This is a genomic window from Corallococcus caeni, assembly GCF_036245865.1.
Lineage (GTDB): Bacteria > Myxococcota > Myxococcia > Myxococcales > Myxococcaceae > Corallococcus > Corallococcus caeni.
Map to the genome: position 1 here is coordinate 323,036 of NZ_BTTW01000009.1, position 24,257 is coordinate 347,292.

20 protein-coding genes are annotated in these 24,257 nt (G+C 71.9%); 13 read left to right on the top strand and 7 right to left on the bottom strand.

What is annotated here, in order from left to right; translation table 11 throughout:
- Positions 1 to 309: 309 nt before the first annotated feature.
- The 3 genes from AABA78_RS32560 to AABA78_RS32570 all read left to right on the top strand — a co-directional run bounded on the left by AABA78_RS32560 (position 310) and on the right by AABA78_RS32570 (position 4,008).
- A complete protein-coding gene (locus AABA78_RS32560; RefSeq protein WP_338269201.1) occupies positions 310 to 2,079 on the top strand; it encodes a S8 family serine peptidase in 1,770 nt (589 codons plus the stop codon).
- Positions 2,080 to 2,287: 208 nt separating this feature from the next.
- Complete coding sequence (locus tag AABA78_RS32565) at positions 2,288 to 2,692, top strand: hypothetical protein (RefSeq protein WP_338269202.1); 405 nt, start codon at positions 2,288 to 2,290, stop codon at positions 2,690 to 2,692.
- Positions 2,693 to 2,844: 152 nt separating this feature from the next.
- Positions 2,845 to 4,008 (top strand): cytochrome-c peroxidase, encoded by a 1,164-nt coding sequence (locus AABA78_RS32570; protein WP_338269203.1) that lies wholly within the window; start codon positions 2,845 to 2,847, stop codon positions 4,006 to 4,008.
- Between the two features lie 3 nt (positions 4,009 to 4,011).
- Here AABA78_RS32570 and AABA78_RS32575 read toward each other — a convergent pair whose 3' ends face one another.
- The 3 genes from AABA78_RS32575 to AABA78_RS32585 all read right to left on the bottom strand — a co-directional run bounded on the left by AABA78_RS32575 (position 4,012) and on the right by AABA78_RS32585 (position 7,166).
- On the bottom strand, positions 4,012 to 5,442 hold the full coding sequence (locus tag AABA78_RS32575; protein WP_338269204.1) for a M24 family metallopeptidase: 1,431 nt from the start codon (positions 5,440 to 5,442) through the stop codon (positions 4,012 to 4,014).
- Positions 5,443 to 5,586: 144 nt separating this feature from the next.
- Complete coding sequence (locus AABA78_RS32580) at positions 5,587 to 6,717, bottom strand: Kelch repeat-containing protein (RefSeq protein WP_338269205.1); 1,131 nt, start codon at positions 6,715 to 6,717, stop codon at positions 5,587 to 5,589.
- 113 nt (positions 6,718 to 6,830) lie between these two features.
- Entirely contained in the window at positions 6,831 to 7,166 is a 336-nt protein-coding gene (locus AABA78_RS32585) for a DUF2171 domain-containing protein (RefSeq protein WP_338269206.1), read from the bottom strand.
- Positions 7,167 to 7,316: 150 nt separating this feature from the next.
- On the opposite strand from AABA78_RS32585, the gene AABA78_RS32590 reads away from it, so the two are divergent.
- Complete coding sequence (locus AABA78_RS32590) at positions 7,317 to 7,514, top strand: hypothetical protein (RefSeq protein WP_338269208.1); 198 nt, start codon at positions 7,317 to 7,319, stop codon at positions 7,512 to 7,514.
- Between the two features lies 1 nt (position 7,515).
- Here the strand turns inward: AABA78_RS32590 and AABA78_RS32595 are convergent, their stop codons facing one another.
- Entirely contained in the window at positions 7,516 to 8,529 is a 1,014-nt protein-coding gene (locus tag AABA78_RS32595) for an ABC transporter ATP-binding protein (protein ID WP_338269209.1), read from the bottom strand.
- A gap of 192 nt (positions 8,530 to 8,721) precedes the next feature.
- Between AABA78_RS32595 and AABA78_RS32600 the strand changes: the two genes are divergently transcribed.
- A complete protein-coding gene (locus tag AABA78_RS32600; RefSeq protein WP_338269210.1) occupies positions 8,722 to 9,765 on the top strand; it encodes an oxygenase MpaB family protein in 1,044 nt (347 codons plus the stop codon).
- A gap of 1 nt (position 9,766) precedes the next feature.
- Here AABA78_RS32600 and AABA78_RS32605 read toward each other — a convergent pair whose 3' ends face one another.
- Both AABA78_RS32605 and AABA78_RS32610 read right to left on the bottom strand, forming a co-directional pair.
- Entirely contained in the window at positions 9,767 to 10,051 is a 285-nt protein-coding gene (locus tag AABA78_RS32605) for a DUF427 domain-containing protein (protein WP_338269211.1), read from the bottom strand.
- 36 nt (positions 10,052 to 10,087) lie between these two features.
- Entirely contained in the window at positions 10,088 to 10,915 is an 828-nt protein-coding gene (locus tag AABA78_RS32610; RefSeq protein WP_338269212.1) for an alpha/beta fold hydrolase, read from the bottom strand.
- Positions 10,916 to 11,054: 139 nt separating this feature from the next.
- On the opposite strand from AABA78_RS32610, the gene AABA78_RS32615 reads away from it, so the two are divergent.
- The 8 genes from AABA78_RS32615 to AABA78_RS32650 all read left to right on the top strand — a co-directional run bounded on the left by AABA78_RS32615 (position 11,055) and on the right by AABA78_RS32650 (position 23,609).
- Entirely contained in the window at positions 11,055 to 13,127 is a 2,073-nt protein-coding gene (locus AABA78_RS32615; protein WP_338269213.1) for a HEAT repeat domain-containing protein, read from the top strand.
- Positions 13,128 to 13,207: 80 nt separating this feature from the next.
- The gene (locus AABA78_RS32620; RefSeq protein ID WP_338269215.1) at positions 13,208 to 13,636 is read left to right on the top strand and encodes a hypothetical protein; all 429 of its coding nucleotides are present in this window, start codon (positions 13,208 to 13,210) and stop codon (positions 13,634 to 13,636) included.
- Between the two features lie 313 nt (positions 13,637 to 13,949).
- Positions 13,950 to 15,578, top strand: coding sequence for a TolC family protein (locus tag AABA78_RS32625; RefSeq protein WP_338269217.1), 1,629 nt, complete (start codon positions 13,950 to 13,952; stop codon positions 15,576 to 15,578).
- A complete protein-coding gene (locus AABA78_RS32630) occupies positions 15,566 to 16,759 on the top strand; it encodes an efflux RND transporter periplasmic adaptor subunit (protein ID WP_338269218.1) in 1,194 nt (397 codons plus the stop codon). Before AABA78_RS32625 ends, AABA78_RS32630 begins: the two co-directional genes overlap by 13 nt.
- A 9-nt stretch (positions 16,760 to 16,768) precedes the next feature.
- Complete coding sequence (locus AABA78_RS32635) at positions 16,769 to 19,963, top strand: efflux RND transporter permease subunit (RefSeq protein WP_338269219.1); 3,195 nt, start codon at positions 16,769 to 16,771, stop codon at positions 19,961 to 19,963.
- Between the two features lie 87 nt (positions 19,964 to 20,050).
- On the top strand, positions 20,051 to 21,895 hold the full coding sequence (locus AABA78_RS32640; RefSeq protein WP_338269221.1) for a cyclic nucleotide-binding and patatin-like phospholipase domain-containing protein: 1,845 nt from the start codon (positions 20,051 to 20,053) through the stop codon (positions 21,893 to 21,895).
- On the top strand, positions 21,892 to 22,860 hold the full coding sequence (locus tag AABA78_RS32645; protein ID WP_338269223.1) for a 3-oxoacyl-ACP synthase III family protein: 969 nt from the start codon (positions 21,892 to 21,894) through the stop codon (positions 22,858 to 22,860). Before AABA78_RS32640 ends, AABA78_RS32645 begins: the two co-directional genes overlap by 4 nt.
- Positions 22,857 to 23,609, top strand: coding sequence for a lysophospholipid acyltransferase family protein (locus AABA78_RS32650; RefSeq protein ID WP_338269224.1), 753 nt, complete (start codon positions 22,857 to 22,859; stop codon positions 23,607 to 23,609). Before AABA78_RS32645 ends, AABA78_RS32650 begins: the two co-directional genes overlap by 4 nt.
- Here AABA78_RS32650 and AABA78_RS32655 read toward each other — a convergent pair.
- The gene (locus AABA78_RS32655; RefSeq protein ID WP_338269225.1) at positions 23,591 to 24,133 is read right to left on the bottom strand and encodes a DUF2378 family protein; all 543 of its coding nucleotides are present in this window, start codon (positions 24,131 to 24,133) and stop codon (positions 23,591 to 23,593) included. The genes AABA78_RS32650 and AABA78_RS32655 overlap by 19 nt on opposite strands.
- Between the last annotated feature and the right edge of the window lie 124 nt (positions 24,134 to 24,257).

Genomic DNA, 24,257 nt, shown 5'->3' on the forward strand with positions numbered 1-24,257 from the left:
AATCAAGCCGCGCACCACGCGCCTCCCCTTCCTTCCCTGCCTCCAGACCCCGCGGGCGCAAAAAAGAGAAAGTCCCGAGGCCAACGGAATTCCCGAGCCCGTGTTCCTCCTGACAACAGGTCTGTTGTGCACCCCAGCACGTCCGGGCCGCCCTCTGGGCCTGGGGACGATGCGAGTCCGCCCGGGGATGCGTTCCCTCAGAGCAGCACACCGCTTCCTTCCCAGGTGAGGGGGGCGGGCACCTCCCGGTCCTCCGCCATGCGGGGGACCACCCTCGGGAGGGGCGTCCTGCTTGGAAGGAGTCGCGTCATGATGCGTTGGGGTTTCGTCGGGTTGCTGGCGCTGGTCGCGTGTGCGCCGGAGTCGTCCACGCGCGCCTCCGCGCAGGGACAGGTGTGCCCGGGTGTCCTCACCGGAGAGGTCATCGGAGAGACGGCGGCCCGCCAGGGACTGGACGGAACGCAGCCCTCGCGGACGCAGGACGACGGGCGCGAGCCGGTCATCATCCGCTTCCGCCGGGGAGGAGACCCCACCCACGCCTCGGCCGTCACCGCCTCCGGCGCCAGCTTCACCGCGAGCACCGGCGCGAAGGTGAGCGCCGTCTACCGCAACATCCCCGCCGTGGCCGCGCGCGTGTCGCCCACGGAGCGCTTCATGCTGGAGCGCAGCGAGCTGGTGGAGAGCATCGAGGTGGACCAGCTCTGGAGCGCCCAGGGTCTGGCGCCCGCGCCATCCGCGCCGCCGCCGCGCCAGGTGGCGGCCGCCAACCTCACGCCCACCGACGAGTACACGGAGGGGCTGCGCCTGGTGCAGGCCCCGGAGGTGTGGGACGCGAACGGGGACGGCGTGCTGGACGACGGCGCGCCCACGGGCCAGGGCGTGAAGGTGTGCATCATCGACAGCGGGCTGGACCTGGAGCACCCGGAGTTCAAGGGCGCCGTGGCGGCCAGCCACGACTTCCTGGACAACGACGACGACGCGAACGACCGCGGCGGCCAGGGCCAGTGGGGCCAGGGCCACGGCACGCACGTGGCGGGCATCGTCGCGGCGCGCATGGGCCAGGGCGGCGTCACCGGCCCCCGGTCCAGCCCCGGCGGCATGGTGGGCGTGGCGCCCAACGCGTCGCTGCTCATCGCGCGCGTGCTGGACCTGCAGGGGCACACGCAGATGAGCGTGGTGCTCTCCGCCATGGAGTGGTGCGAGTCCCAGGGCGCGCGCGTCGTGTCGCTGTCGCTGGGCGGCGGCACCGCGACGCGCAGCACGGTGGAGGCGTTCCAGGCGCTCCTGGACCACGGCCTGCTGGTGGTGGCGGCCGCGGGCAACCAGGGCGGCCCGGTGCTGTACCCGGCGTCCGACCCGTCCGTGCTCGCGGTGGGCGCGGTGGACTCGCGCGAGCGGCGCGCGAGCTTCTCCAACGCGGGCCCGGAGCTGTCGCTCGTGGCGCCCGGCGTGGACGTGCTGTCCACCTTCCCCCGGGGACTGGGCGCCTTCGCGGAGATGTCCGTGGAGGACGCGTCTCCCCTGTCGCGCTCGCTCCTGTATTCGCCCACGGGTGACACCTCCGGGCGGCTGGTGGACTGCGGCCTGGGGGATTCCCTGGACGCGTGCCTGGACGCCACCTGCGACGGCTTCGTCGCCTACGTGCGGCCGGGCGCGGTGCCCGTGGATCAGGCCATGGCCAACGTGATGCGGCAGGGCGCGCGCGCCGTCATCTTCGGCGCCGAGGACGCCCCCGCGGGCGGCGCGGTGGACATCCTCTCCCTGCCCCGCAACGGCCACTGGGCCCCGGCCGTCAGCGTCAACCAGGCCGCCAGCACCATGCTGCGCCAGCGGCTGGGCGCGGACGCGCGGCTGTCCCTCCTGCCGGTGGACTACACCCACGTGTCCGGCACCTCCATGGCCGCGCCCTACGTGACCGGCGTGGCCGCGCTCCTGTGGAGCGCCCGGCCGGAGCTCACGCCCCAGCAGGTGCGTGAAACCCTGGAGTCCTCCGCGCGCGACCTGGGCACCCAGGGCCCCGACTTCATCTTCGGCCATGGCCTGGTGCGCGCGCGCGACGCCTTGCAGCGGCTGCAGTGAGGCGCGCGTTTCTCAACAGCTGGGAGACGCAGGCCGGACGCGGAGCGCGGGTGTCGGGGAGCGAAAAAATGCTCCGCGTAACGAAATCGAGAACTCACTTCTGCGTGGAATGAAAGCGCGCCGGGATTGTACGTGGCGCGCGCCAATGGCTGCCGGGAAGGCGGCCAATCGGCGCGAAAACCCTTTCATTCTTGAATTGAGGATCTCCATGTTGCGAATTGCAGTTGCCGCCCTGGTCGTTGCCGCTACGGGTTGCGCCTCTTCGAGTGGCGCGGCGGCCGCGGGTCGTGCGGGCAACGCCACGGTCACGGGCAGCGTCGCGTACCCCGCGACGGGCCTGCAGGGTGACCCGTGCTCGGCGGTGCGGGTGACGGTGGCGGAGGGCAACTCCCCGGCCCTGGGTTGGGGCGAGGTGAAGCAGAGCCGCAACAACCGCTGCAGCTTCAACGTGCGCGGGCTGCCCGAGGACAAGGACCTGACCGTGGAGCTGGGGGTGGACGCGGGCCTCAAGTGCGCCAACGGCGCGGCGCCCACCGTCACCCCGGGCCCCACGAAGATGAAGATCGCCAAGTTCGCGGCGCCGGTGGTGAGCTTCAAGCTGGCCTGCGAGTAGCGCTCCTGAAGTCCCGTTGAAGTGCCTCACCGCGTGAAGGCCGGGTGGCCCCCAGAGGGGTCCCCGGCCTTCGTGCGTGGACGGCTGCATGCCCGGCGGGGAGACAGGGACCATTGATTGCTGAACACAAGGGCGCGAAGCTGCCCCGGCCCATGACTGGTCTCCGTCCGCGTACCGCCGTGCTCGCCCTGGCCCTGCTGGGGGCCGGCTGCGAATCCGAAGTGCCCTTCCCCACCGACGACGAGTTGGATGAGCTGAGCGCCCTGCATACGCAGAGTGCGAAGCCGGAGGTGGACCCCACCAACAAGTGGGGCGACAACGCGGACGCGGCGGCGCTGGGCCAGCGGCTGTTCGAGGACCCGGGGCTGTCGCGCTGCGGGACGGTGTCCTGCAAGAGCTGCCACGCCGGGGAGTCCTACACGGTGGAGACGGCGACGGCGGAGGGCTGCGGAGGCCACCCGTCCGAGCGCAACCCGCCCAGCCTCCTCAACATCGGCTACAGCCGCTGGTTCATGTGGGACGGGCGGGCGGACCGGCTCTGGTCACAGGCGGTGCTGCCGCTGATGAACCCCATCGAGATGGACTCGGACGCGACGGTGGTGCGCACGCGGCTGTCCGCGGAGCCCTCGTACACGGCGGCGTACGCGCAGCTGTTCGGCAAGGCGCCCGCGGACGAGTCCGACCCGGACCGGCTGATGACGAACGTGGGCAAGGTGCTGGCGGCGTACCAGCGCACGCTCAACCGCACCGACGCGCCCTTCGACGCGGACGTGCGGCGCTTCCTCCAGGCGGTGGAGGCGGGCACGCAGGAGCAGGACCCGGCGTACCTGGGCCTGAAGACGTTCGTGCGCAAGGGCCAGTGCGTGGTGTGCCACAAGGGCCGCTCGCTGACGGACGACAAGTTCCACAACCTGGGGCTGAAGGACTCCGGCCCGGGGCGGCGCGGGCAGGCGGCCGCCGTGGACGCGCTGCTGGCGTGGCCGCTCAACGCCTCGGGCGCCTACAGCGACGCGCCCGGCGGCACGGACGCGGCGCGGCTGTCCACGCTCAAGGCGCAGGCGCAGGCGAAGCCCACGGAGGTGGAGGGCGCGTTCCGCACGCCGTCCCTGCGCAACGTGGCGCTGAGCGCGCCGTACATGCACACCGGCGCGGAGAAGACGCTGGAGGACGTGGTCGAGTTCTATAACAAGGGCGGCGACCCGGACGGCAGCTTCGCCGGCGTGCGCACGGAGACCATCGTCAAGCTGGACCTGAGCAGCGAGGAGAAGCAGGCGCTGGTGACGCTGCTCAAGTCCATGACGGGCGCGGCGAAGTAGGCCTCAGCGCACCAGGTGGAAGGACGTCTGACGCTGAAAGGCCCATTGCACGGCGCCTTCCGCGTCCACCACGACGTCCTCCTCCTGGGCGGAGCGCACGGGCTGGCCCTTCCATTCCGGCACGGGGCTGGTGGCCTGCAGCTCGATGGAGAACCAGGAGTTGGGCATCACCTTGTGCTCGCCGTTGCCGGGCACGCCCTCCTGGCGGTCCCACATGCCAATCATGGGGCCCGCGCCGTGGCCGTGCAGGCCAATGGGGTGTGAGTACACGCTGCCGTCGAGGCCCTCCGACTTCATCTTCGCGAGCGCGGCGCGCAGGACCTCGTTGCCGGTGCGGCCCGGCTTGATTTCACCGGTGACGATGTCCTGGAGCCGGTTGGACGCCAGGAGCGCGGCCTTGAGGCCCGCGGGGGCGTCCGTCTCCCCGTCGCGCAGCACGTAGCCCATGTGCTGGGTGTCGGTGTTGAGGCGCAGCGCGGTGACGCCGAAGTCGCAGTGGAGCACGTCGCCGCGCTGGATGACGGGGGTGTCGCCCAGCTGTTCGTCGGTGGCGCCCTGGCGCTGCACGTCCACGTCCGGCTGGAACCAGGTGTCCAGGCCTTCGTCGGCCAGCCGCTGGCGCATCCACCACTCCACGTCCTGGGTGGTGGTGGTGCCGGGGGTGATGACGGCGCTGGAGAAGGCGGTCTGGATGAGGTTCCAGGCATACTTCTGGAGGTCGGCGTAGAAGCGGACCTCGTCGGCGCTCCTCCAGCCGAGCACGTCCAGGGGCAGGCCGCCGGCGGGCTTGAGGCGCTTCACCCAGGTGGGGCCCAGGGCCTGGGCCATGCCCTCGTATTCGCCGTGGGTGAGGCCGTCCGCGAAGGCGATGGCGGGGGACACGTTGATGGCGATGGAGTCCGGCTTGCGCTCCTCCACGACCTGCTTGAGGAGCTGCCACTGCTCGGGGCCCAGGAGCTCCGCGGCGCGCTGCGAGCCGCCCCGGTCCACCATCATCGCCGCGCGGCGGGCCTCATAGAGGCCGCCCTGGGTGCTGCCGCCCAGCGCCAGGCGCTCCACGCCCTTGTCCGCGCCGCGGTCGAAGAAGACGTAGATGGTGCGGCGGCGGGCGGAGAAGGTGGTGGGGGAGACGAGCGCCTTGAAGACGGGGTCCTCGTTGTACTCGCGCATGGGGACGACCCACATGCGCACGCCGTACTTGCGCATGAGCTGGGGCACGCCGGTCTCCAGCCGTTCCTGGAGCCACGCCTGCTGGCGCGCGGCCTGTTCGCGCAGCGAGCCGAAGGGGCGCACCGGCGCGGCGGGAGCTGACGGAGCCGCGGCGGCCGGCGCGGCGGCGACCGGGGCCTCGGGCTTCGCGGGAGCGGCGGGCGCGGTGGCGCAGGCGGAGGAGCAGACGAGCGGGACGAGGAGCAGGTGTTTCCAGGAGCGCATGGGCGCGCAGTCTGTCACGCGCCCTGACACGTCGCGCGGCGGAACGACCTTCCGGAACCGCCGTTGTCAGTCATTCGCGGAAAAGCCAGACACGCTGTCCTGGCTTCACTTTGAATCCGTGGACTGTCTGCCCAAGCCCCAGGGCTACTCCAGGGGCGTGGCCTGGGCCACGGCCGGGGCTGGGACGTACTCCTCGCTCGTGGCCAGGGTGCCCAGCTCGTTCACTCCGCCCACCACCAGCACCGTGCCCCGGCGCAGCCACAGCGCTCCAGCTTCGCCTCGCGGCTCATGCAGCGTGGGTGCCTGCGTCCACGTGCCCTGTGCCGGATCGAAGCGCTCCGCGGAGGCCAGCGTGCCTCGCGACGAGTGCTCACCGCCCACCACCAGCACCGCGCCCTCTCCCGTCACCAGCGCCGCGTGGTGCTCTCGCGGCACCGCCGGGGCCTCCACTGCCTCCCAGGCGTTGCGCTCCGGCACGTAGACCTCCGCCGTCCTCGCCGCCTGCGTCGTCGTGCCGCCCACCACCAGCACGCGGCCGTCCGGTAGCAGCGTCACGGTGTGCCCCAGCCGGTGCGTGCCCGCCGCGCCTCCCACCGCTCCCGCCTTCTCCCAGTGGCCCGTCACCGGGTCGTACAGCTCCGACTGCAGGCCGCTCGCGAAGAGCACCTTGCCCGTGCGCAGCACCACCGCCGTGCCCGCGCCGCCTCGCACGTACCCCGGCGCATCCACCGCGCTCCATGTCCCCGACGCCGGGTCGAACAACTCCGCCGAACGCACCGGCCGCAGGTCCACGTCCGTTCCTCCCGCCACCAGCACGCGCCCGTCCGGCAACACCACCGCCGCAGGGTCGTTGCGCGCCTCGGCCATGGGCGCCGCCTGCGTCCACACGCCCGTGTCCGGCGCGTACAGCTCCGCGCTCGCCAGCGCGCCCACCGTCACGCCGTTGGAGCCACCCACCACCAGCACGCGCCCATCCCGCAGCCGCACCGCCGCGTGGTTGCGCCGCGCCGTGCGCAGCGCCCCCGTGGACCTCCACCGCCCCGTGTCCGGGTCGAAGACCTCGCAGCTGCCCAGCGTGCGGCCGCCGTCATGCCCTCCCGCCGCCAGCACCCGCCCGTCCTCCAGCGCGACGTAGGGCAAGAGCCGCCGGGGCGTGGACAGCACGCCCGGCACCGGGGACTCCACGCTGCCCGCATCCGCTCGCGGCGCGGGACCGCACGCGAACACCACCCCCAACCACAGCATCGTGACGCAAGATGTCGAAAACCGTCGCATGACCCCACCGGGACGTCTGGCCGAGGGGTTCGTTTACCGCGCCGGTCTGACACCCCGGCCCGCGCAAGACCCTGTGATTCCAGGGCCTTGCCCTGCCCTCCGGGTGGGCCGCGCTAGTGCCGCGGGGGACCCACGGGGTCGTTCGCGGGCTCCGCTTCCAGGCCCTCGCTGTGGCGCGGCGGCAGGGCGCCGCCGTCGTCGTCCTCCTCCAGCGTGAGCTGGGAATGGTCCGCCGACTTGAGCAGGACCTCATCCCCGGTGACGGCCTCCACGTCGCCGTACTCGACCAGGTAGTCGCGCCGGGGAATGGGCACCAGGCCCTGCTCCAATTCGAAGTGCGTGTCGCCCACGCCCGCCACCCGGCCCAGTTGCTGTCCGTCGGCGGTGCGCACCGACATGCCCTCGCGAACCTCTCCCGCGTGAATCATCGCGTCGCTCCTCGCGCTCATGGGGTCCTCACCCAGAGTGGGGTCGCTCCCGCCGTCGTGCGCGCCGTGGCAGGCAGCCCGGTGGGCCCTCGGGCCGCCTTCTTCCAGGCCAGGGGCCGGCCCCGCGCGCGGCCCCGTCGCGCGGTGCCTAACGTTGACGCAGGAGGCCCCATGTTGCTGGAACTGTCGAACGACGAGTCGCGCGTGCTGAAGGACGCGGTGGACTCCTCGCTGCACACGCTGCTGGAGGAAATCGCCCACGCGGATCAACGCGAGTTCAAGGAAGCGCTGCGCCAGCGCTACGACCGGCTGGCCGCGCTCCAGCGCCGCCTGGAGCCCGTCGTGGAGAGCGAACAGGTCTACGCCTGACTCACACCGCGAGGCCCGTCCTCGCGTCGAACCGGCGCAGGAACCGCGCGTCGTGGCGCAGCCACACCGGGTCTCCGCTCGCGGCGCGGAAGTCCCCGGGCGCCCGCGCCACCAGGCGCTCGCCGCCTGACTCCACCGTCACCCAGACCTCCGCGCCCATGGGCTCCACCAGGTACACGCGCCCCTCGCGCGCGTCCGGCGGACGCGGGCCCTGCCCCACCTGGAGGTGCTCCGGCCTCAGGCCCAGCACCGCGTCACCATCCGACAGGCCCAGCGTCTGGGGCTTCACCAGGTTGATGCGCGGCGAGCCGAAGAAGCCCGCCACGAAGAGGTTCGCCGGCGCGTCGTACAGCTCGCGCGGCGGGGCCACCTGCTGCACCTCGCCCTGGCTCATCACCACCACGCGGTCCGACAGCGTCATCGCCTCCGCCTGGTCGTGCGTGACGTAGATGAACGTGGCCTTGAGCTGTTCGTGCAGCTTCTTGATTTCGCCGCGCATCTGCGTGCGCAGCGCCGCGTCCAGGTTGGACAGGGGCTCGTCGAAGAGGAACACCTTGGGCCTGCGCACCAGCGCGCGCCCCAGCGCCACCCGCTGCCGCTGCCCGCCCGACAGCTCCTTCGGCCGGCGCGCCAGCAGCGCCTCCAGCCCCAGCACCCCGGACACCTCGCGCACGCGCGCCTCGACGTCCTTCGCGTCCAGGCCCGCCACCTTCAGCGGGAACGCCAGGTTCCCCGCCACGTCCAGGTGCGGGTAGAGCGCGTAGCTCTGGAACACCATCGCGATGTCGCGCTCGCGCGGGGACAGGTCGTTCACCAGTTGCCCGTCAATGCGCAGCTCGCCGCCGGACAGCTCCTCCAGCCCGGCGATGAGGTTCAACGTCGTGGACTTGCCGCACCCGGACGGGCCCACCAGCGACACGAACTCGCCGTCCGCGATGTCCAGCGTCACGCCCTTCACCGCCGCCACCCCACCCCGGTACACCTTGCGCACGTCCTGCAGGGACACCGTCGCCAAGGCTCCGCTCCTCCGCGCGGGCCACGCCCCGCGAAAAGCCTCAGCATCGCTGCTTCCTTCCCCCTCGCGGCCCCGTCCCGCCCCGCCCCGTCACATCCCCTACGTGTCGGGTTTTTCAGGCCGGGCGGTTTGTTACAGGCTTAACAGTTCCCTAGACTGCGCCGGCACATCCCACCGGAGCCCGCCCCGCCCATGCCCTTCATCTTCCGTGGCCAGAACCTGGACGCCCTGCTGGGCGACCCGCTCAACGCCGCGAACAGCCTGTACGGCATCATGAGCGCGGCGGAGCCGCAGTTCATGGAGGACCTGCGGCAGCACTGGAAGACGCATGTGCGGACCACGCCCGGCGTGAACGGCACCGCGTGGCGCCCCGCGCTGAAGGCCTTCTCCGCCATCGAGGGCTTCTGGGGCAACACGTACAGCGACCACCGCATCGCGCAGGTGATGTACGGACCGGCGCACTCGGTGGCCACCCAGGCGGTGACGGGCGTGGGCTCCTCCGCCCAGTTCCTGCGCGACTTCGAGGCCGCGCGCGACGAGGCCTTCTACGTCTTCTTCCAGGCCACGTCCGTCAACCAGCTGGCGGGCGTGTCCTTCAAGGCCACGTACTACCACAAGGACGTGTCGTCGCTGTTCGAGCAGCGCCCGCACAGCAAGCTCCGCGCCATCGTGTCCCGCCGGGTCATCGACACCGCGCAGATCATGCTGCGCATCCTCTACGGCAACATGAACATGGGCTGGGGCAGCCTCTACAGCACGCGCACGCTGGCCACGACACTGCTGCTGGCGCAGATGCACAACTCCGCGCTGGCCCACTACCGGTCCGGCTACACGGGGCGGCGTTGCTACAACCAGAGCGCCGTCGCGTTCACGCTGCTGACGTTCTCGTACATCGTCGCGCAGGCGTGGGTGGACAAGAACTACGAGTACAACGAGCAGCGCTGGTACTACTTCTGGAAGCTGGTGGGCTCGCTGTTGGGCGTGGACTCGCGCCTCATCGCGGACGACCACGCGGAGGCCGCCACGCTGTGGGACCTCTTCTTCGCGCGAGGGGAGTGCTTCGGCGGCACGCCCGCGCCCTACCCCACGACGCTGGACCCCAACCGCATCGACGACGACCTGTGGAACGGCTACGCCGTGCAGCCGGAGGCGAACCTCATCCAGTGGGTGCCCGCCTTCGTCGTCACGCAGATGCGCAACAGCGTGCGCTGGGGCAAGTACATGCTGGGCCTCTGAGTCAGCGCTCCACCGTCACGCCCTTCCAGAAGGCCACGTACCCCTGGATGTTGGACGCGGCCGGCTTGGGCTCCGGGTAGTACCAGGCGGCGTCGGCGTTCGTCTTCCCGTCCACCTCCACGGAGAAGTAGCTCGCCTCGCCCTTCCAGGGGCAGTGGGTGTGCGTGGCGCTGGGCTTGAAGTGCTCGCGCACCAGGCTGTCCGGCGGGAAGTAGATGTTGCCCTCCACGGTCTCGTAGGTGTCGCTCTTCGCGAGCACGACACCGTTCCACTTCGCGACTGGCATGGGAAAGCCTCCTTGGGGCTTCTGGCTAACGGCGGGTCAGCCGGCATGCGCGGCCTGATTGGACGCGTGCTGCGTGAGGAAGGGGGCGAGCTCCGCGTTGATGAGCGCGGGCTCCTCCACGCTGGACGAGTGGCCCCCGCGCGACAGGCGCACCAGCTTGGAGCCGGGGATGAGGGAGTGGATGCGCTCCGACTTGGCGGGCACCGTGGCGCGGTCCTCTTCCCCCACGACGACGAGCGTGGGCGTGCGGATGCGCGGCAGCTCGTCCGCGATGGGCTTGCGTTGGATGACGCCGTTGACGGCGCGGTAGATGTCGCGGCGGTTGCCCACCAGGCGCGCGCGCCACAGCGCCCGCTCCTCCGCGCGGCCCGGGTCGGTGAGGAACGACGCGCCGAACATGATGCGCATCACCGGCGTGGCGACGGGGCCCAGGCCCACGTAGCGCGCGACGAGGTTGAGCGCGGTGTAGCGCGGCACGTTCATGGGGGGCTCGGGGTCCGCGGACGTCTCCAGGAGCACCAGCGAGCGCAGCAGGTCCGGCCTGCGCGCCGCCAGCCGCATGCCCACGAAGCCGCCCATGGACAGGCCCACGAAGTGGACGGGCGCCACGCCCAGGGACTCGATGAGCGCCACCGCGTCCGCGTACACCGTCTCCACGTCGATGGCGGACTCGGGCGGCACGTCGCTCTGGCCCTGCCCCCGGTGGTCGTACGCGATGCAGCGGAAGCGCCCGCGCAGCGCCTCCACCTGCGGGTCGAACAGCCGGGTGCTCCAGAGGAGCCCGTGGCTGAAGAGGACCACGTCTCCGGCACCACCGGTGTCCTCGTAGTAGAGCCGGGTTCCATTCACGGACCGCATGGGCATGGACAGGCCTCCCTTCGCTGGGAGCGGACCTTAAACCAGGGCTTGCAAGGACCGCAGCCCTCCCTGGGAGGTCGTTGTCCACTGGAGGAGAAGGGCTTGCCCGGAGCGCCGCTTGTGCCGCCCGGCGCTTGGGAGGAGCATGGGCGGCACCTTCCGGATGCGCTCCTCTCGCCCTGTCCTTGTCGCCCTCGCGGTGGTGGTTCTCGCGGTGGGTCTGTTCTTCATGCTGCGCCCTTCCGCGCCGCCAGCGCCCGCGGTGTCCGCGCCGGTGGCCCGGGCGCCCTCGCCGCCCGTGGACGCGGGGAGCATTGCCGCGCCCGTGCCGGTGAAGACGGTGGAGGCGCCGGCCGCGAAGCCGGCGAATCACTTCGTCGGCTCGCAGGTGTGCGCGGACTGCCACGAGGAGCAGCACGCCGGCTGGAAGCACGACTGGCACGCGCGAGCGCTGTCGCCCGCGACGAAGCCGTACGTGGCGGGCACGTTCACCGCGAGCACGCACTTCAAGGGCGAGTCCAGCGAGGCGTGGATGCGCCGCGACGGAAGCAGCTACCTCATGCGCACCCGGGGCGCGGACGGGAACCTGGGCGAGTGGCCGGTGCAGTGGGTGGTGGGCGGCAAGCGGATGCAGGACCCCATCACGCTGCTGCCGGACGGCCGCTGGCAGGTGATGCCGGTGTACTTCCACGTCACGGGCAAGGGCGAGTGGGTGGACTACTCGGAGAAGAAGCAGGGGGCGCTGTCGCCGGACCACCCGTTCTTCTGGACGAACTTCCGCCGCAGCGCGCAGCACGCGTGCCTGGACTGTCACGTGACGGGGCTGGACGCGCGCTATGACCGGGCGGCCCACCAGTGGGAGACGAAGTTCGCGGACGCGGGCGTCGCGTGCGAGTCCTGCCACGGGCCCGGCGGGCGGCACGCGGAGTCGCAGCTGCCGGCGGACATCATCCAGCCGGCCAAGCTGTCGAAGGACGAGGGCTTCGCGGTGTGCGCGCAGTGCCACGGGCCGCGCCGCACGCTGTTCCCCATGCTGGACGCGCAGCACCGCTTCCAGCCCGGCCAGCGCTACGACGCGAGCTATCAGCCCATGGTGCTGCTGGTGGGCAACGACCGCTCCGGAGACTTCTTCGCCGACGGGCGCCCCAGCACCTCCAGCTTCGAGTACCAGGCGCTCATCCAGTCGAAGTGCCACCTGCAGGGCGGGGCCACGTGCCTGACGTGCCACGCGGCGCCGCACGACGCGAGCGCGCCCAACGAGGTGAAGAAGCAGAAGCCGGTGGCGGCGCGCGCGACGGTGAACGCGACGACGTGCCAGGGCTGTCATCAGGAGGTGGTGGCGCAGGGGGAGAAGCACACGCACCACAAGGCGGCGGCGGCGCAGGACTGCCTGGCGTGTCACATGCCGCCGGTGGTGTCGGGCGTGCTGGACCACTTCGCGGACCACGCGCTGGACGTGCCGGTGCCGCAGAACACGGCGCGCCACGACGTGCCCAACGCGTGCAATGCCTGTCACGCGAAGGAGACGCCGGACGCGATGCAGGCCTCGCTGGTGAAGTGGTGGCCGAAGGCGGAGGCGCGGCAGCAGCGGCGTCTGCGGCTGGCGGACGCGTTCGACGAGAAGACGGCGGCGCAGAGCCGTGGGGCGCTGGAGGCGGTGCTGGCGGACACGTCGGAGGCGGGCACGCTGCGGGGCGCGGCGGCGAAGTTCCTGGCGCGCCGGTTCAAGCACGACGCGGTGCCGGCGCTGCGGGCGGCGTTGAAGGGCACGACGGACAGCACGTTGCGCTCGGACATCATCGACGGGCTGGGCGCGGCGAACGCGCGCGAGGCGACGGAGGACCTGGTGCCGCTGCTCAAGGACGGCTCGCTGTGGGTGCGGCAGGGCGCGGCGCTGACGCTGGCCTCATTCGGGGACACGCGGGCGATGCCGGCGTTGCAGGCCCTGGTGACGGAGCCGGAGACGCGAGGCCTGGTGCAGCCGCACGTGATGCTGGGGCAGCTGGCCATGCGCCGCCGGGACGTGACCACGGCGACGCGCGAGTTCGAGCAGGCGTTGGACCTGCAGCCCTACAACGCGGACGTGCTGGTGCGGCTGGCGGACCTGTACGTCGTCCAGGGCAACGAGCAGAAGGGCCGCGACCGGCTGGAGGAAGCGCTCCGGTTCGACCCGCAGAACCGCGCCGCGAAGCAGCGCCTGGGGATGCTGCCGCAATGACAATGCGCGGCGCGAGTGTGGCGTGGGCAGCGCTGGTCCTCACGGGCTGCCTGCGGTCCACGCCCACGCGTGATGCGTGGGTGAATGACACGTCCATCGAATTCCCCCCGTTCTTCGAGCAGCCCGCCGTGGAAGCGGGCGCGGATGGGGGCACGGTCGAGCTGAGTGGCAGGGTCCTGCATGCGATTGACGTCGCCGCCGCTGACTTCCTGGGCCCACAAGATTCCAGCACCCCATGCGTCGACCGGCGCGAGTCACACCGGTACAGGGTCATCCAGCGACAAAGCATCCTCTTCGTCCGGATCGATGAGGATCCCCAGGCCTGCGGCCTGACCGTCCCCGCGATGGACTCAGGCGCGCAGTACGCCGTCGGAAGCGATGGCCGCATCCTCGGCCGCCTCCGGGATGGCGAGCCGGATGGAGCGCGGGTGCCAATGGATGCGGGGCCCGGCATCCTGGTTCCCACGTCGGAAGTCGGCCGGTCCTCCGATTCACCCCCGGGTCCCTGACCTGGCCGTCATGACCGTCGTGGCGTGCTGAACGCGCGCCCTCCCTTCAAGACAGACGCCTGCACGGCGCTCGTGACGCACGTTGGCGCTTCCCTTGCCACCGCTCGCGTCAGGACGCGCCATGACCTCACGACTCCCAAAGCCTTGCATGCCCCTGCAGTCGTAAGGGTCATCCCGGATCTCCAATCCCTCACGGGAGGTCTGTCCATCCTCTGCTGAGCACTTCCTCGCCCGGCTGTGTTGTCCACTGGAGCGCCAGGGGCGCGAACCGTGGCGGGGGGCTGGCTTCGCCCCTACCTGGGGAGCACCCCTTATGAACGCGCTCGTGTTCGCAGCCCTGCTCGTCCCCGCCGGACTCCCCGGCGCGGCGACAGCACAGCCCGGCTCCGGACAATCCCTGCCGGTCCTCGCGCAGTACACCGCGCCACCGCAGCGCGCTCCACCCGCGCCTCCGCCGCCCACGCCCTCCGTGGCGCCACCGGCCGCGCCCACGCAGGCGCCCAACGCCCAGGCGCCCGGCACGCCCACTCCAAACGCTCCACCTCCGGACGCGCGGCAAGCTCCCGCCTCTCGAAGCGCCCGGCAGCCCGCGGCCCAGAACCCGGACGACGTTCCGGAGGTGCCACCGCCCTTCCAGGCGAACGTGTCGGATCCGCTGCTCACGCCCGCGCCTCCCGCGCCCCAGCAGCTCCAGTCCTGGAACGAAGCGCTCACGCTCCTGCGCCAGCGCTCCACCGACCTCCAGGCGGCCCTGGGCCAGATTGAAGTCGCCGCGGGCACGTGGCGCATCGCGCTCGCCAACCTGCTGCCCTCCGTCGGGGGCGAGCTGTCCGCCCAGTACAACATCCTCAACCCGAACATCCCCGCCGTGGGCGGTGGCGTGGGCGGCGGCGTGGGCGGTGGCGTGAGCGGCGCCGAAGGCTTCACGCCCACGCAGCTGCTGGGCATCGGCGTGCTCACCGCGAACGTGCCCGTGGTGGACCTGGCCAACCTCTACGCCCTGGGCAGCGCGAAGGAGTCGCGGCGCACCGCCAGCCTGTCGCTCGCGGAGACGCGCCGGCAGCTCACCCGCGGCCTCGCGCAGGCGCTGGTCTCCGTCTCCTCCAACGAGCGGCTGGCGGAGGTCAACCGCGTCAACCTGCGCACCGCGCTGGAGCGGCTGGCCCTCGCGCAGCGCCGCTACGAGCTGGGCGCCGGCACCCGCCTGGACGTCGTCCGCGTGGAACAGGACGCGCAGTCCGCACGCCGCAACGTCGTCACCGGCGATGAGAACCTGCGCCAGGCGCGCGAGGCCCTGGGCCTGGCCCTGGGCACCCCGTCCCCCGTGGGCATCAAGCCGGGCCTGGATCTGAACACGTTCCTCGAGGGCGCCAACGCGGCCTGCCGCACGCTGGAGTCGCTGGAGAACCGCCCGGACATCGCCGCCGCGCGCTCACGGCAGGTGGTGGCCGAGCGCGCCATCGGCGAGGTGAAGCGCCAGTACGCGCCCACCCTGGACATCACCAGCACCACCACCGGGCTCACCGTCAACCCGGGCTTCGCGCAGGTGCCCATCTGGAACGTCGGCGCCAGCCTGGTGCTGCCCTTCTGGGACGGCGGCGCGCGCGAGGGCCTCCTGCGCCAGGCGCGCGGACAGCTGGAGCAGGCCCGCGCGGACGTCACCAACCGCGAACGCAACATCGCCGTGGAGGTCACCCAGGCGAAGCGCGCCGTGCAGGTGACCCAAGCGACGCGGGAGCTGGCGGACCGCGAGCGCAAGCTCGCCGAAGAGAACGACCGGCTCACCCGCCGCAGCTTCGAGGTGGGCACCGGAACGAGCCTCGAACTGGTGCAGTCAGCCGGGGCCCTGCGGCAGGCCGAACTGGAGCTCGTCCTCCGTGACTTCCAGTTCCGCCAGGCCCTGGTGGATGCATTCCTGTCGGAGGCCGCATGCGATTGGTGAGGGGCGGTTGGGGCGCATGGGGGCTCGTCCTCGCGCTGGCGGGTGGGTGCAGTGGCGGCAAGGACGCCCCTGGAGGCGGCCCCCAGGCGGGCCAGCAGAGCCAGGGCGCCGGCAAGCCCACGCCGGTGCAGGTGCTGGCGGTGGAGCCCGGCCCGGTGCGCGACACCCGCGAGTACGTGGGCACGCTCATCTCCCGCAGCAGCATCACCGTCGTCCCGCAGGTCGCCGGCTACATCCAGAAGATCCCCGCCACCCCCGGCCAGAAGGTGAAGGCCGGAGACGTGCTGCTCGTGGTGGATCCACGGCAGGAGCAGGCCAACCTGCGCGCCACCCAGGCCCAGAAGGCCTCCGCCCTCGCCAACCGCGAATTCGCTCGCAAGACGCGCGAGCGCAGCGCCCAGCTCCTCAAGGAGGGGCTCGTCAGCCGCCAGGACTACGAGCAGGCCGTGGCCCAGGCCGCGCAATCCGAGGCCCAGGCCCAGGCGGCGGAGGCGCAGATCCAGAACCAGCAGGTGCAGCTGGGCTTCTTCAACGTGAGCGCCCCCTTCGACGGCATCGTGGGCGACATCCCGGTGAAGCTGGGCGACTACGTGACGCCGCAGACGGCGCTCACCATCCTGGACCAGAGCCGCTCGCTGGATCTGTCCGTGCAGGTGCCGGTGGACCAGGCCGCGCGCGTGAAGGTGGGAGTGACGCCGCTGGAGGTGCTCAACGAGGACGGAGAGCCCATCATCCGCGCCCCCGCCTTCTTCGTCGCCTCCACGCCCGCCCCCAACACGCAGCTGGTGGAGGTGCAGGCCACCTTCGAGAACACCGTGGGCCTCCGGGCCGGCCAGCTGGTGCGCGCGCAGCTCGTCTATGACGTGCGCGACGCCTTGAAGATGCCCACCACCGCGGTGACGCGGCAGGGCAGCCAGTCCTTCGCCATGGTGGTGGGGGAAGGCGACGCCGGCACCGTGGTGAAGCGCCAGCCCGTCACGCTGGGGCTGGTGGAGGGCAACGACTACGAAGTGCTCAAGGGGCTGGACGCGGGCACCCAGGTCATCATCAGCGGCGTGCAGCAGCTGCGGGACGGCATGCCCATCCAGCCGAAGCCCGCGCAGCGGGCGCAGGGGCAGACGGAGGGCATGCCCCTGCCGCCCGCGCAGGGCATCGGCGGCGGCTCGGACGCGGGTCGGTAGGGGGCTGCCATGTTCACCGACTTCTTCATCCAGCGCCCCGTCTTCTCCAGCGTGCTGTCCATCCTCATCACGCTCGTGGGCGCCATCTCCATCCCCAGCCTCCCCATCGAGCAGTACCCGGAGCTGGCGCTGCCGCAGGTGCAAATCACCGCCACGTACACCGGCGCGTCCGCGGAGACGGTGGAGAGCGCCGTCACCACCGTGCTGGAGCGCCAGCTCAACGGCATGGAGGGCATGCGCTACATGTCCTCCACCAGCACCAACGACGGCCAGTCCACCATCACCGCGACCTTCGACCCGTCGCGCGACGTGGACCTGGCGGCGGTGGACGTGCAGAACCGCGTGGCCACCGCCACGCCGCAGCTGCCCGCGCAGGTGAACGCGCTGGGCGTCACCGTGCGCAAGGCGCAGACGCAGCTGCTCGTGTCCTTCGGCGTCTACGACAAGGAGAAGCGCTACGACACGGAGTTCATCAGCAACTACGCGGACGTCTTCATCCGCGACGCGCTCTTGCGCGTGAAGGGCGTGGGCGACGTGCGCATCTTCGGCGAGCGCCGCTTCGCCATGCGCCTGTGGCTGGACCCCACGGAGCTGGCCCGGCGCCGGCTCACCGCGCAGGACGTGGTCAACGCCCTGCAGGAACAGAACGTCCAGGTGGGCGCGGGCAAGGTGGGTCAGGCCCCGTCCTCCAAGGACCAGGCGTACCAGCTGTCCCTCCAGGTGAAGGGCCAGCTGTCGTCCGCGGAGGAGTTCGGCGCCATCGTCATCCAGCGCGGACAGGACGGCGCCCTGGTGCGCATCCGCGACGTGGGCCAGGTGAAGCTGGGCGCGGAGAGCTACCAGCAGCTCTTGCGCTTCAACGGCCAGGACGCGGTGGGCCTGGGCATCACGCAGCTGCCGGGCTCCAACGCGCTGGACGTGCGCAAGGGCGTGGAGGCGGAGCTCCAGCGGCTGTCCGCCAACTTCCCGCCGGGCCTCACCTACCAGGTGGCGTTCGACACCACGGCGGCGGTGAGCGCCTCCATCGAGGAGGTGCTCAAGGCGCTGGGGGAGGCCATCCTCCTGGTCGTCCTGGTCATCTTCATCTTCCTGCACGGCTGGCGCAGCGTGCTGGTGGCGGTGACGACGCTGCCGGTGTCCCTCGTGGGCACGTTCATGTTCGTCAACGCGTTCGGCTTCTCGCTCAACACGCTGACCCTCTTCGGCCTCACGCTGGCCACGGGCCTGGTGGTGGATGACGCCATCGTCGTCATCGAGAACGTGGAGCGCGTCATCGAGCACGAGAAGGTGGACGCGAAGGAGGCCACCCACCGGGGCATGCAGCAGGTGGCGGGCGTCGTCGTCGCCACCGCGCTGGTGCTCTCCGCGGTGTTCATCCCGGTGTCCTTCTTCCCTGGCACCACGGGCGCCATCTACCGGCAGTTCGCGCTCACCATCGCGTTCTCCATCAGCCTCTCCGCGCTGGTCGCGCTGACGCTGTCCCCCGCGCTGTGCGCACGCCTCTTGCGCCCCAACGAGGGCCAGAAGTTCGCCCTGGCGCGCAAGTTCGACCAGGGCCTGGACGCGCTCCGGCGCGGGTACGGGAAGCTGCTGGGCCGGATGCTGGGCAAGCTGCGCTGGGTCGTCGTGGCCATCTTCGCCGTGTTCCTGGTGGCCACGGGCCTGCTCTACCGCGCCACGCCCACGGGCTTCATCCCGGACGAGGACCAGGGCTACCTCATCATCGCGGTGCAGGGCCCGGAGGGCACGTCGCTGGAGTACACGCGCAACGTGCTCATCCAGGTGGAGGGCCTCATCCGGCAACAGGAGGAGGTGACCCAAATCTTCACCGTGGGCGGCTTCTCGCTGCTGGGCACGGGCGCCAACTACGGCTCGCTCTTCATCAACCTGAAGCCCTGGGAGGAGCGCAAGAAGAAGGAGTCCAGCGTGGCGGGCCTGGTGGAGCGGCTGCGCGGTCCGCTGGCCCAGGTGGGCGGCGCGCGCGTGCTGCCCCTGCAGCCGCCCGCCATCCGCGGCGTGGGCAGCGTGGGCGGCTTCGAGTTCGTGCTGGAGGACCAGCAGGGCGGCCGCACGCTGGACGAGCTGGCGCAGGCCACCCAGGCGCTGGTGGGCAAGGCCAGCCAGGAGCGGCGCCTGCGCGGCGTGTTCTCCGCGTTCACCGCGGGCGCGCCGCAGCTCAACCTGGACGTGGACCGGGAGAAGGCCAAGGCCCTGGGCGTGCCGCTGTCCTCGCTGTTCTCCACGCTCCAGGTGTACCTGGGCAGCCAGTACGTGAACGACTTCACCTTCTCCAACCGCGTCTACCGCGTGTTCGTGCAGGCCGCGACGCCCTTCCGCGACAACCCGAAGGACATCGGCAGCTTCTACGTGCGCTCGGACACCGGGGCCATGGTGCCGCTGGAGTCGCTGGTGAAGGTGACGCCCATGACCACGGCGCCCAACATCACGCACTACAACCTCTTCCGCTCCGCCAACGTCAACGGCCAGGGCGCGCCCGGCGTCTCCACCGGCCAGGCGCTCCAGGCCATGGAGGACGTGGCGAAGCAGGCCCTGCCGCCCGGCTTCACCTACGAGTGGACGGGCCTGTCCCAGGAGCAGAAGAGCGCGGGCAACACCGTGCTCGTCATCTTCGCGCTGGGCATCGTGTTCGTCTTCCTGGTGCTGGCCGCGCAGTACGAGAGCTTCGCCCTGCCCTTCGTCGTCATGCTCGCGGTGCCCGTCGCCATGATGGGCGCGCTCCTGCTCCAGAACCTGCGCGGGCTGGTGAACGACGTGTTCTGTCAGGTGGGCCTGGTGATGCTGGTGGGCCTCGCGTCGAAGAACGCCATCCTCATCGTGGAGTTCGGCGAACAGCTGCGCGCTCAAGGGCAGGGCGTGGTGGAGTCCGCCATCAACGCGGCGGAGACGCGCCTGCGCCCCATCCTGATGACGTCCTTCGCGTTCCTCTTCGGCGTGGTGCCGCTGATGCTGGCCAGCGGCGCGGGCGCCTCCGCGCGCAAGTCGCTGGGCACCGCCGTCTTCGGCGGCATGCTCTTCTCCACCTTCGTGAACCTCATCTTCATCCCCGTGCTCTACGCGCTGGTGGAAGGGGCTCGCACGAAGGTCCTGAAACACCGCAAGCACGGCAATTCACCTGGCGGACCGCCGTCTCCGCCGCCGTCAATCCCTCCTGAGGGGGAGCCGCCGCGCCCCCAGCCGGCGTAGCCGCGCGTCGCGAAGGCCCCGCACGGCGGGCAAGCACTCCGGCGCGCTATCCGGCGCCGGAGCGTCCTGGTTATCCTTGGGCGACGCATGCCTTCTCCTCTGACTGTCGATGAGCGGCGTCGGTGGCTGTACACGTTGAAGCAGGCTCCCGCGCTGCGCCATACGCGTGCGTCCGTCCTGCTGCGGCTGCTGGAGCGGGCCCGGCCGGTGGAGCCCCTGCCGGGCGAGGGCATCTGCCGCGAAGGCGAGCCGGTGGACGGCATCTATCTGCTGCGCTCGGGCGAGTGGCGGGTGACTGCGGGCGGGGCGGTGCTCCTGCACCTGCGCTCCGGCATGTCGCTGGGCGTGGAGGCGCTCGCGCGCGGCACGTGGCCCGTCACGGTGACGGCGGAGTCCGCGTCGTCGCACGCCCTCTTCCTTCCCCGCGCGGCGCTGGAGGCGGTGGCGGGAACGCCCCGTCACGTCGGAATCGCGCCACGCGTGGACGTGGTGACGTTCCGCACGCAGGGGCTGGAGCTGCCGCCCGCGGTGCTGTCCACGCTGGTGGAGCTGGTGGCGAAGGTGATGGTCCACGACTTCGGGGACCGCGTGCTGCTCGTGCGCGCGGGGACGAAGCGCGCGGAGGGCACGGTGCGCGGCGCGGACGGCGTGTTCCGCCGCACGGTGGGCCCGCGCTCGCCGCTGCTCGAGGAGGGCGAGGACTTCGACTGCGTGCTGGTGGAAGGGGTGCCGGTGCCGGAGGGCCTGACGCCGCGCCAGGTGGTGCTGCTGCCGCCCGGCGGTGAGGCGGACGGCGCGGGGACGCCCGGAGCGCCGGTGCTGCCCACCGTGCTGCTGTCGCCGTGGCGGCCCCAGGCCAGCCCGACGCTGCGCGGGCGCTCGCTGCCGGACGAGGACGGGTGGGACGAGGAGGCGCCGCCGCCCGGGTGCCGGCTGCGGCTGGACTGGGAGCGGCTGGTGGTGCGGCCCGGGGACTCGCGGCCGCTGGTGGCGCTGGAGCTGGACGCGGGGACGCGGGACGCGCTTTCGCGCTGGGCGCGCGCCATCACGGGGCGGCGCGTGGGGCTGGCGCTCAGCGGCGGCGGCGTGTGGGGCTTCTACCACGTGCACCTCCTGCGACGGCTGGCCGCGCTGGACGTGCCGGTGGACCTGCTCAGCGGCGCGAGCATGGGCTCGCTGGTGGGCGCGTACTACTGCGGCACCGCGCGCGACGGCCGCGAGGGACTGGACGGCCTGCGCCGGCTCCAGCACCGCGCCCGCGGCGGGCACCTGTCCGCCGCGGCGCTGTCCTCCGTGGTGACGACGCAGGCCATGGAGTGGCTGGTGCGCGGCGACCTGGGGGAGCTGGCGCTGGAGGAGCTGCCCATGGGCTTCCTGCCGGTGACGACGGACCTGACCACGGGCCGCTGCGTGGTGCTGGAGAAGGGGCCGCTGGCGCTGGCGGTGCGCGCCAGTGGCTCCGCGCCGGGCGTCTGGGCGCCCACGCTCCAGCCGCCCGCGCGCTACGTGGACGGGGCCTTCACCAGCATGGTGCCGGTGGACGTGCTGCTCAACGCGGGCGCGGACCTCGTCTTCTCCAGCAACATCTTCCCCGCGGGCCACCACCACGCCGCGCGGCCGCTCTTGCCCGGGGCGGTGGGGCTGTTCCTCTCCGCGCTCAACCCGGTGGCGAGAGCGAAGGACCTGCTGGCCAGCGGCGTGCTGCTGCTGCACCGCAGCGGCGACCTGGAGTCCGCGCGAGGGGACCTGCGCTACGACGTGGGCACGCGCGACCATCCGCTGCTGGGGTCCATGCGCTTCACGCAGGTGGACGAGGTGCTGGACGAGGCCGCGCGCGACATGGGCCTGGAGCAGAAGCTGCTGGAGTTCAAGCAGGCGTGGGAGTCGCTGCGCGTGCGCAGGACCCCGTCCGGCGGCAGGAGGGCCGCGTGATTCCGGTCCGCATCCTCGGCACAGCAAGCGTGCTGCCCGGCCCCCCCGTGACGACCGCGGAGGTCTGCGCGCGCGTGGGCCGCGACGCGGCGGAGGTGGAGAAGAAGACGGGCATCCGCGCGCGGCACTTCGCTCCGGCGGGGACGCGCGCGGCGGACCTGGGGGCCCGGGCGCTGCGGGAGGCGCTGGAGGCGGCGGGGCTTCCGGCGACGGCGCTCAAGCGCATCCTCTTCGTGTCGTCCATGGGCGGGGACGTCACCACGCCGGCCAACGGCAGCCGGGTGGCGGCGGCGCTGGGGCTGTCCGGCACGTGCGACGCCATGGACGTGGGCAACGCGTGCATGGGGTTCCTGAGCGCGTTCGACCTGGCGGCGCGCTCGGTGGCGACGGGGCTGGGGCCGGTGGGCGTGGTGTCCGTGGAGCTGCTGTCGCGCACCACGCGGCCGGAGGACCCGCGTCCCTACCTGGTGCTGGGCGACGCGGCGGCGGCGGTGGTGCTGGGCGAGGCGCGGCCCGGTGAAGGGGTGCTGGGGGCGGCGTTCGGCAACGACGGCACGCTGCCGCCGGACGTCGTCCTGGAGAACCCGCACCAGACGGGCCAGCGCGAGGGCATGCGCTTCCTCACGCCGTCGCGCGACATGACCCGCGTGGCGCTGGGGGCGCTGACGCGCGCGGCGTCGGCCGTGCTCCAGGGCGCGGGGCTGACGGTGGCGGACGTGGACTGGGTGCTCACGCACCAGCCGAACGGGAGCATGTTCGCGGCCATCCTCCAGGCGCTGGAGGTCCCCGCGCAGAAGAGCGTCACGGTGGTGGACACGGTGGGCAGCGTGGGCTCCGCGTCGCTGGGCACGGGGTTGGACCGGCTGTGGCGCACGCGGCCGGTGAAGCCGGGGGACCGGGTGTTGATGGTGGGCGTGGGCGCGGGCGTGGCGCACGGCGCGGTGCTCTACCGGGTGGGCGGGTGACGCTGACGGCGGTGGCGGCGAAGGCCGCGTGGCTGACGACGTTCCGCCTGCTCCAGCGCTACCACCGCTACGAGGTGGTGAACCTGGAGCCGCTCTTGCGCCCCGGCGCGAAGCTGCTGGTGGGCTACCACGGGCGACCCCTGGCGGTGGACCTGTGCATGCTGACGGTGACGCTGCACGACCGGCTGGGCTACCTGCCCCACGGCATCGCGCACGGCGCGTTCGACCGCATCCCCGGCATGAAGCAGGTGGCGGACGGGCTGGGCTTCGTCACGGGGGACGGGCCGCTGCTGGCGCGGGCCGTGGCGAAGGGCGAGCACGTGCTGGTGCAGCCGGGGGGCACGCGCGAGGGCTGCCGCGACTTCCGGCACCGCTACCGCGTGGACTGGGGAGAGCGGCTGGGCTACCTGCGGCTGGCCGTGCGCCACGGGCTGCCCATCGTCCCCATCGCGGGCCACGGCATGGACGACGCGTACGTGGGCCTCAACGACGGCTACGCCTGGGGCAAGCGCTTGGGGATGCCGGGGCGGCTGCCGCTGTGGCTGGGCGTGGGCGCCACGGGCCTGTGGCCGCTGTCCCTGCCGTTCCCGGTGAAGATGACCCAATGGGTAGGAGCGCCGCTGACGACCCACCTGGCCCCGGGGTTCGACGTGGGGGACCGGGATGCGCTGCGGACGGTGCACCGCGAGGTGACGGGCGCGGTGCAGGGGCTGCTGGACGCGGCGCGCGACTACCAGCGGATGCGGTAGGTGGCCGCGCGGCCCTGGCGGGCCTCCACCACGGTGGTGAGCCCCTTCACGCCGGTGGCCAGCGTCGCGTGGTGGCAGATGGAGCCGATGAACTCCGGGTACGTCCCGCCCTCGCTCACCTTGATGCGGTAGTCCGTGTCCGACAGCCGCTCCACGTCCACGTGCAGGAAGTTGCTGCCGGAGGCCAGGTTGCGAGACGTGCGCTCCAGCGCGCGCGCGGGGCCCAGCAGCTTCAGCACCGTCTGCAGCGCCCGGCCCATGTTCGTCTCGAAGTAGCCCGAGATGAAGCGCTCGCCCAGCAGCCACTGCGCCTCGTTCATGGTCACGTTCGGGAACAGCTCCGTCGCGACGGTCTGCAACACGCGCTGCCAGACGGCGTTGGGGTACGCGGGCTCCAGCTTCCGGTCCAGGTCCAGCCCGGCGTCCTTCAGCTTCGCGCGCAGCGGGCCTTCCAGCCGGCCCTTCAGGGCCAACAGCAGTCCTTCGACCGTATGGCCGAAGACGATCTCGGACGGGTTCGACACAGGGGGCTCCTCCCGCCGCGGCTCGGGGGATGACGCGGCTGGGTGCCCCCTGGTTAGACCGGATACCAACTTGTGGACAACCCCTACATCCCCGGGGTGATGACGATTTCACAGCGAGGACAGT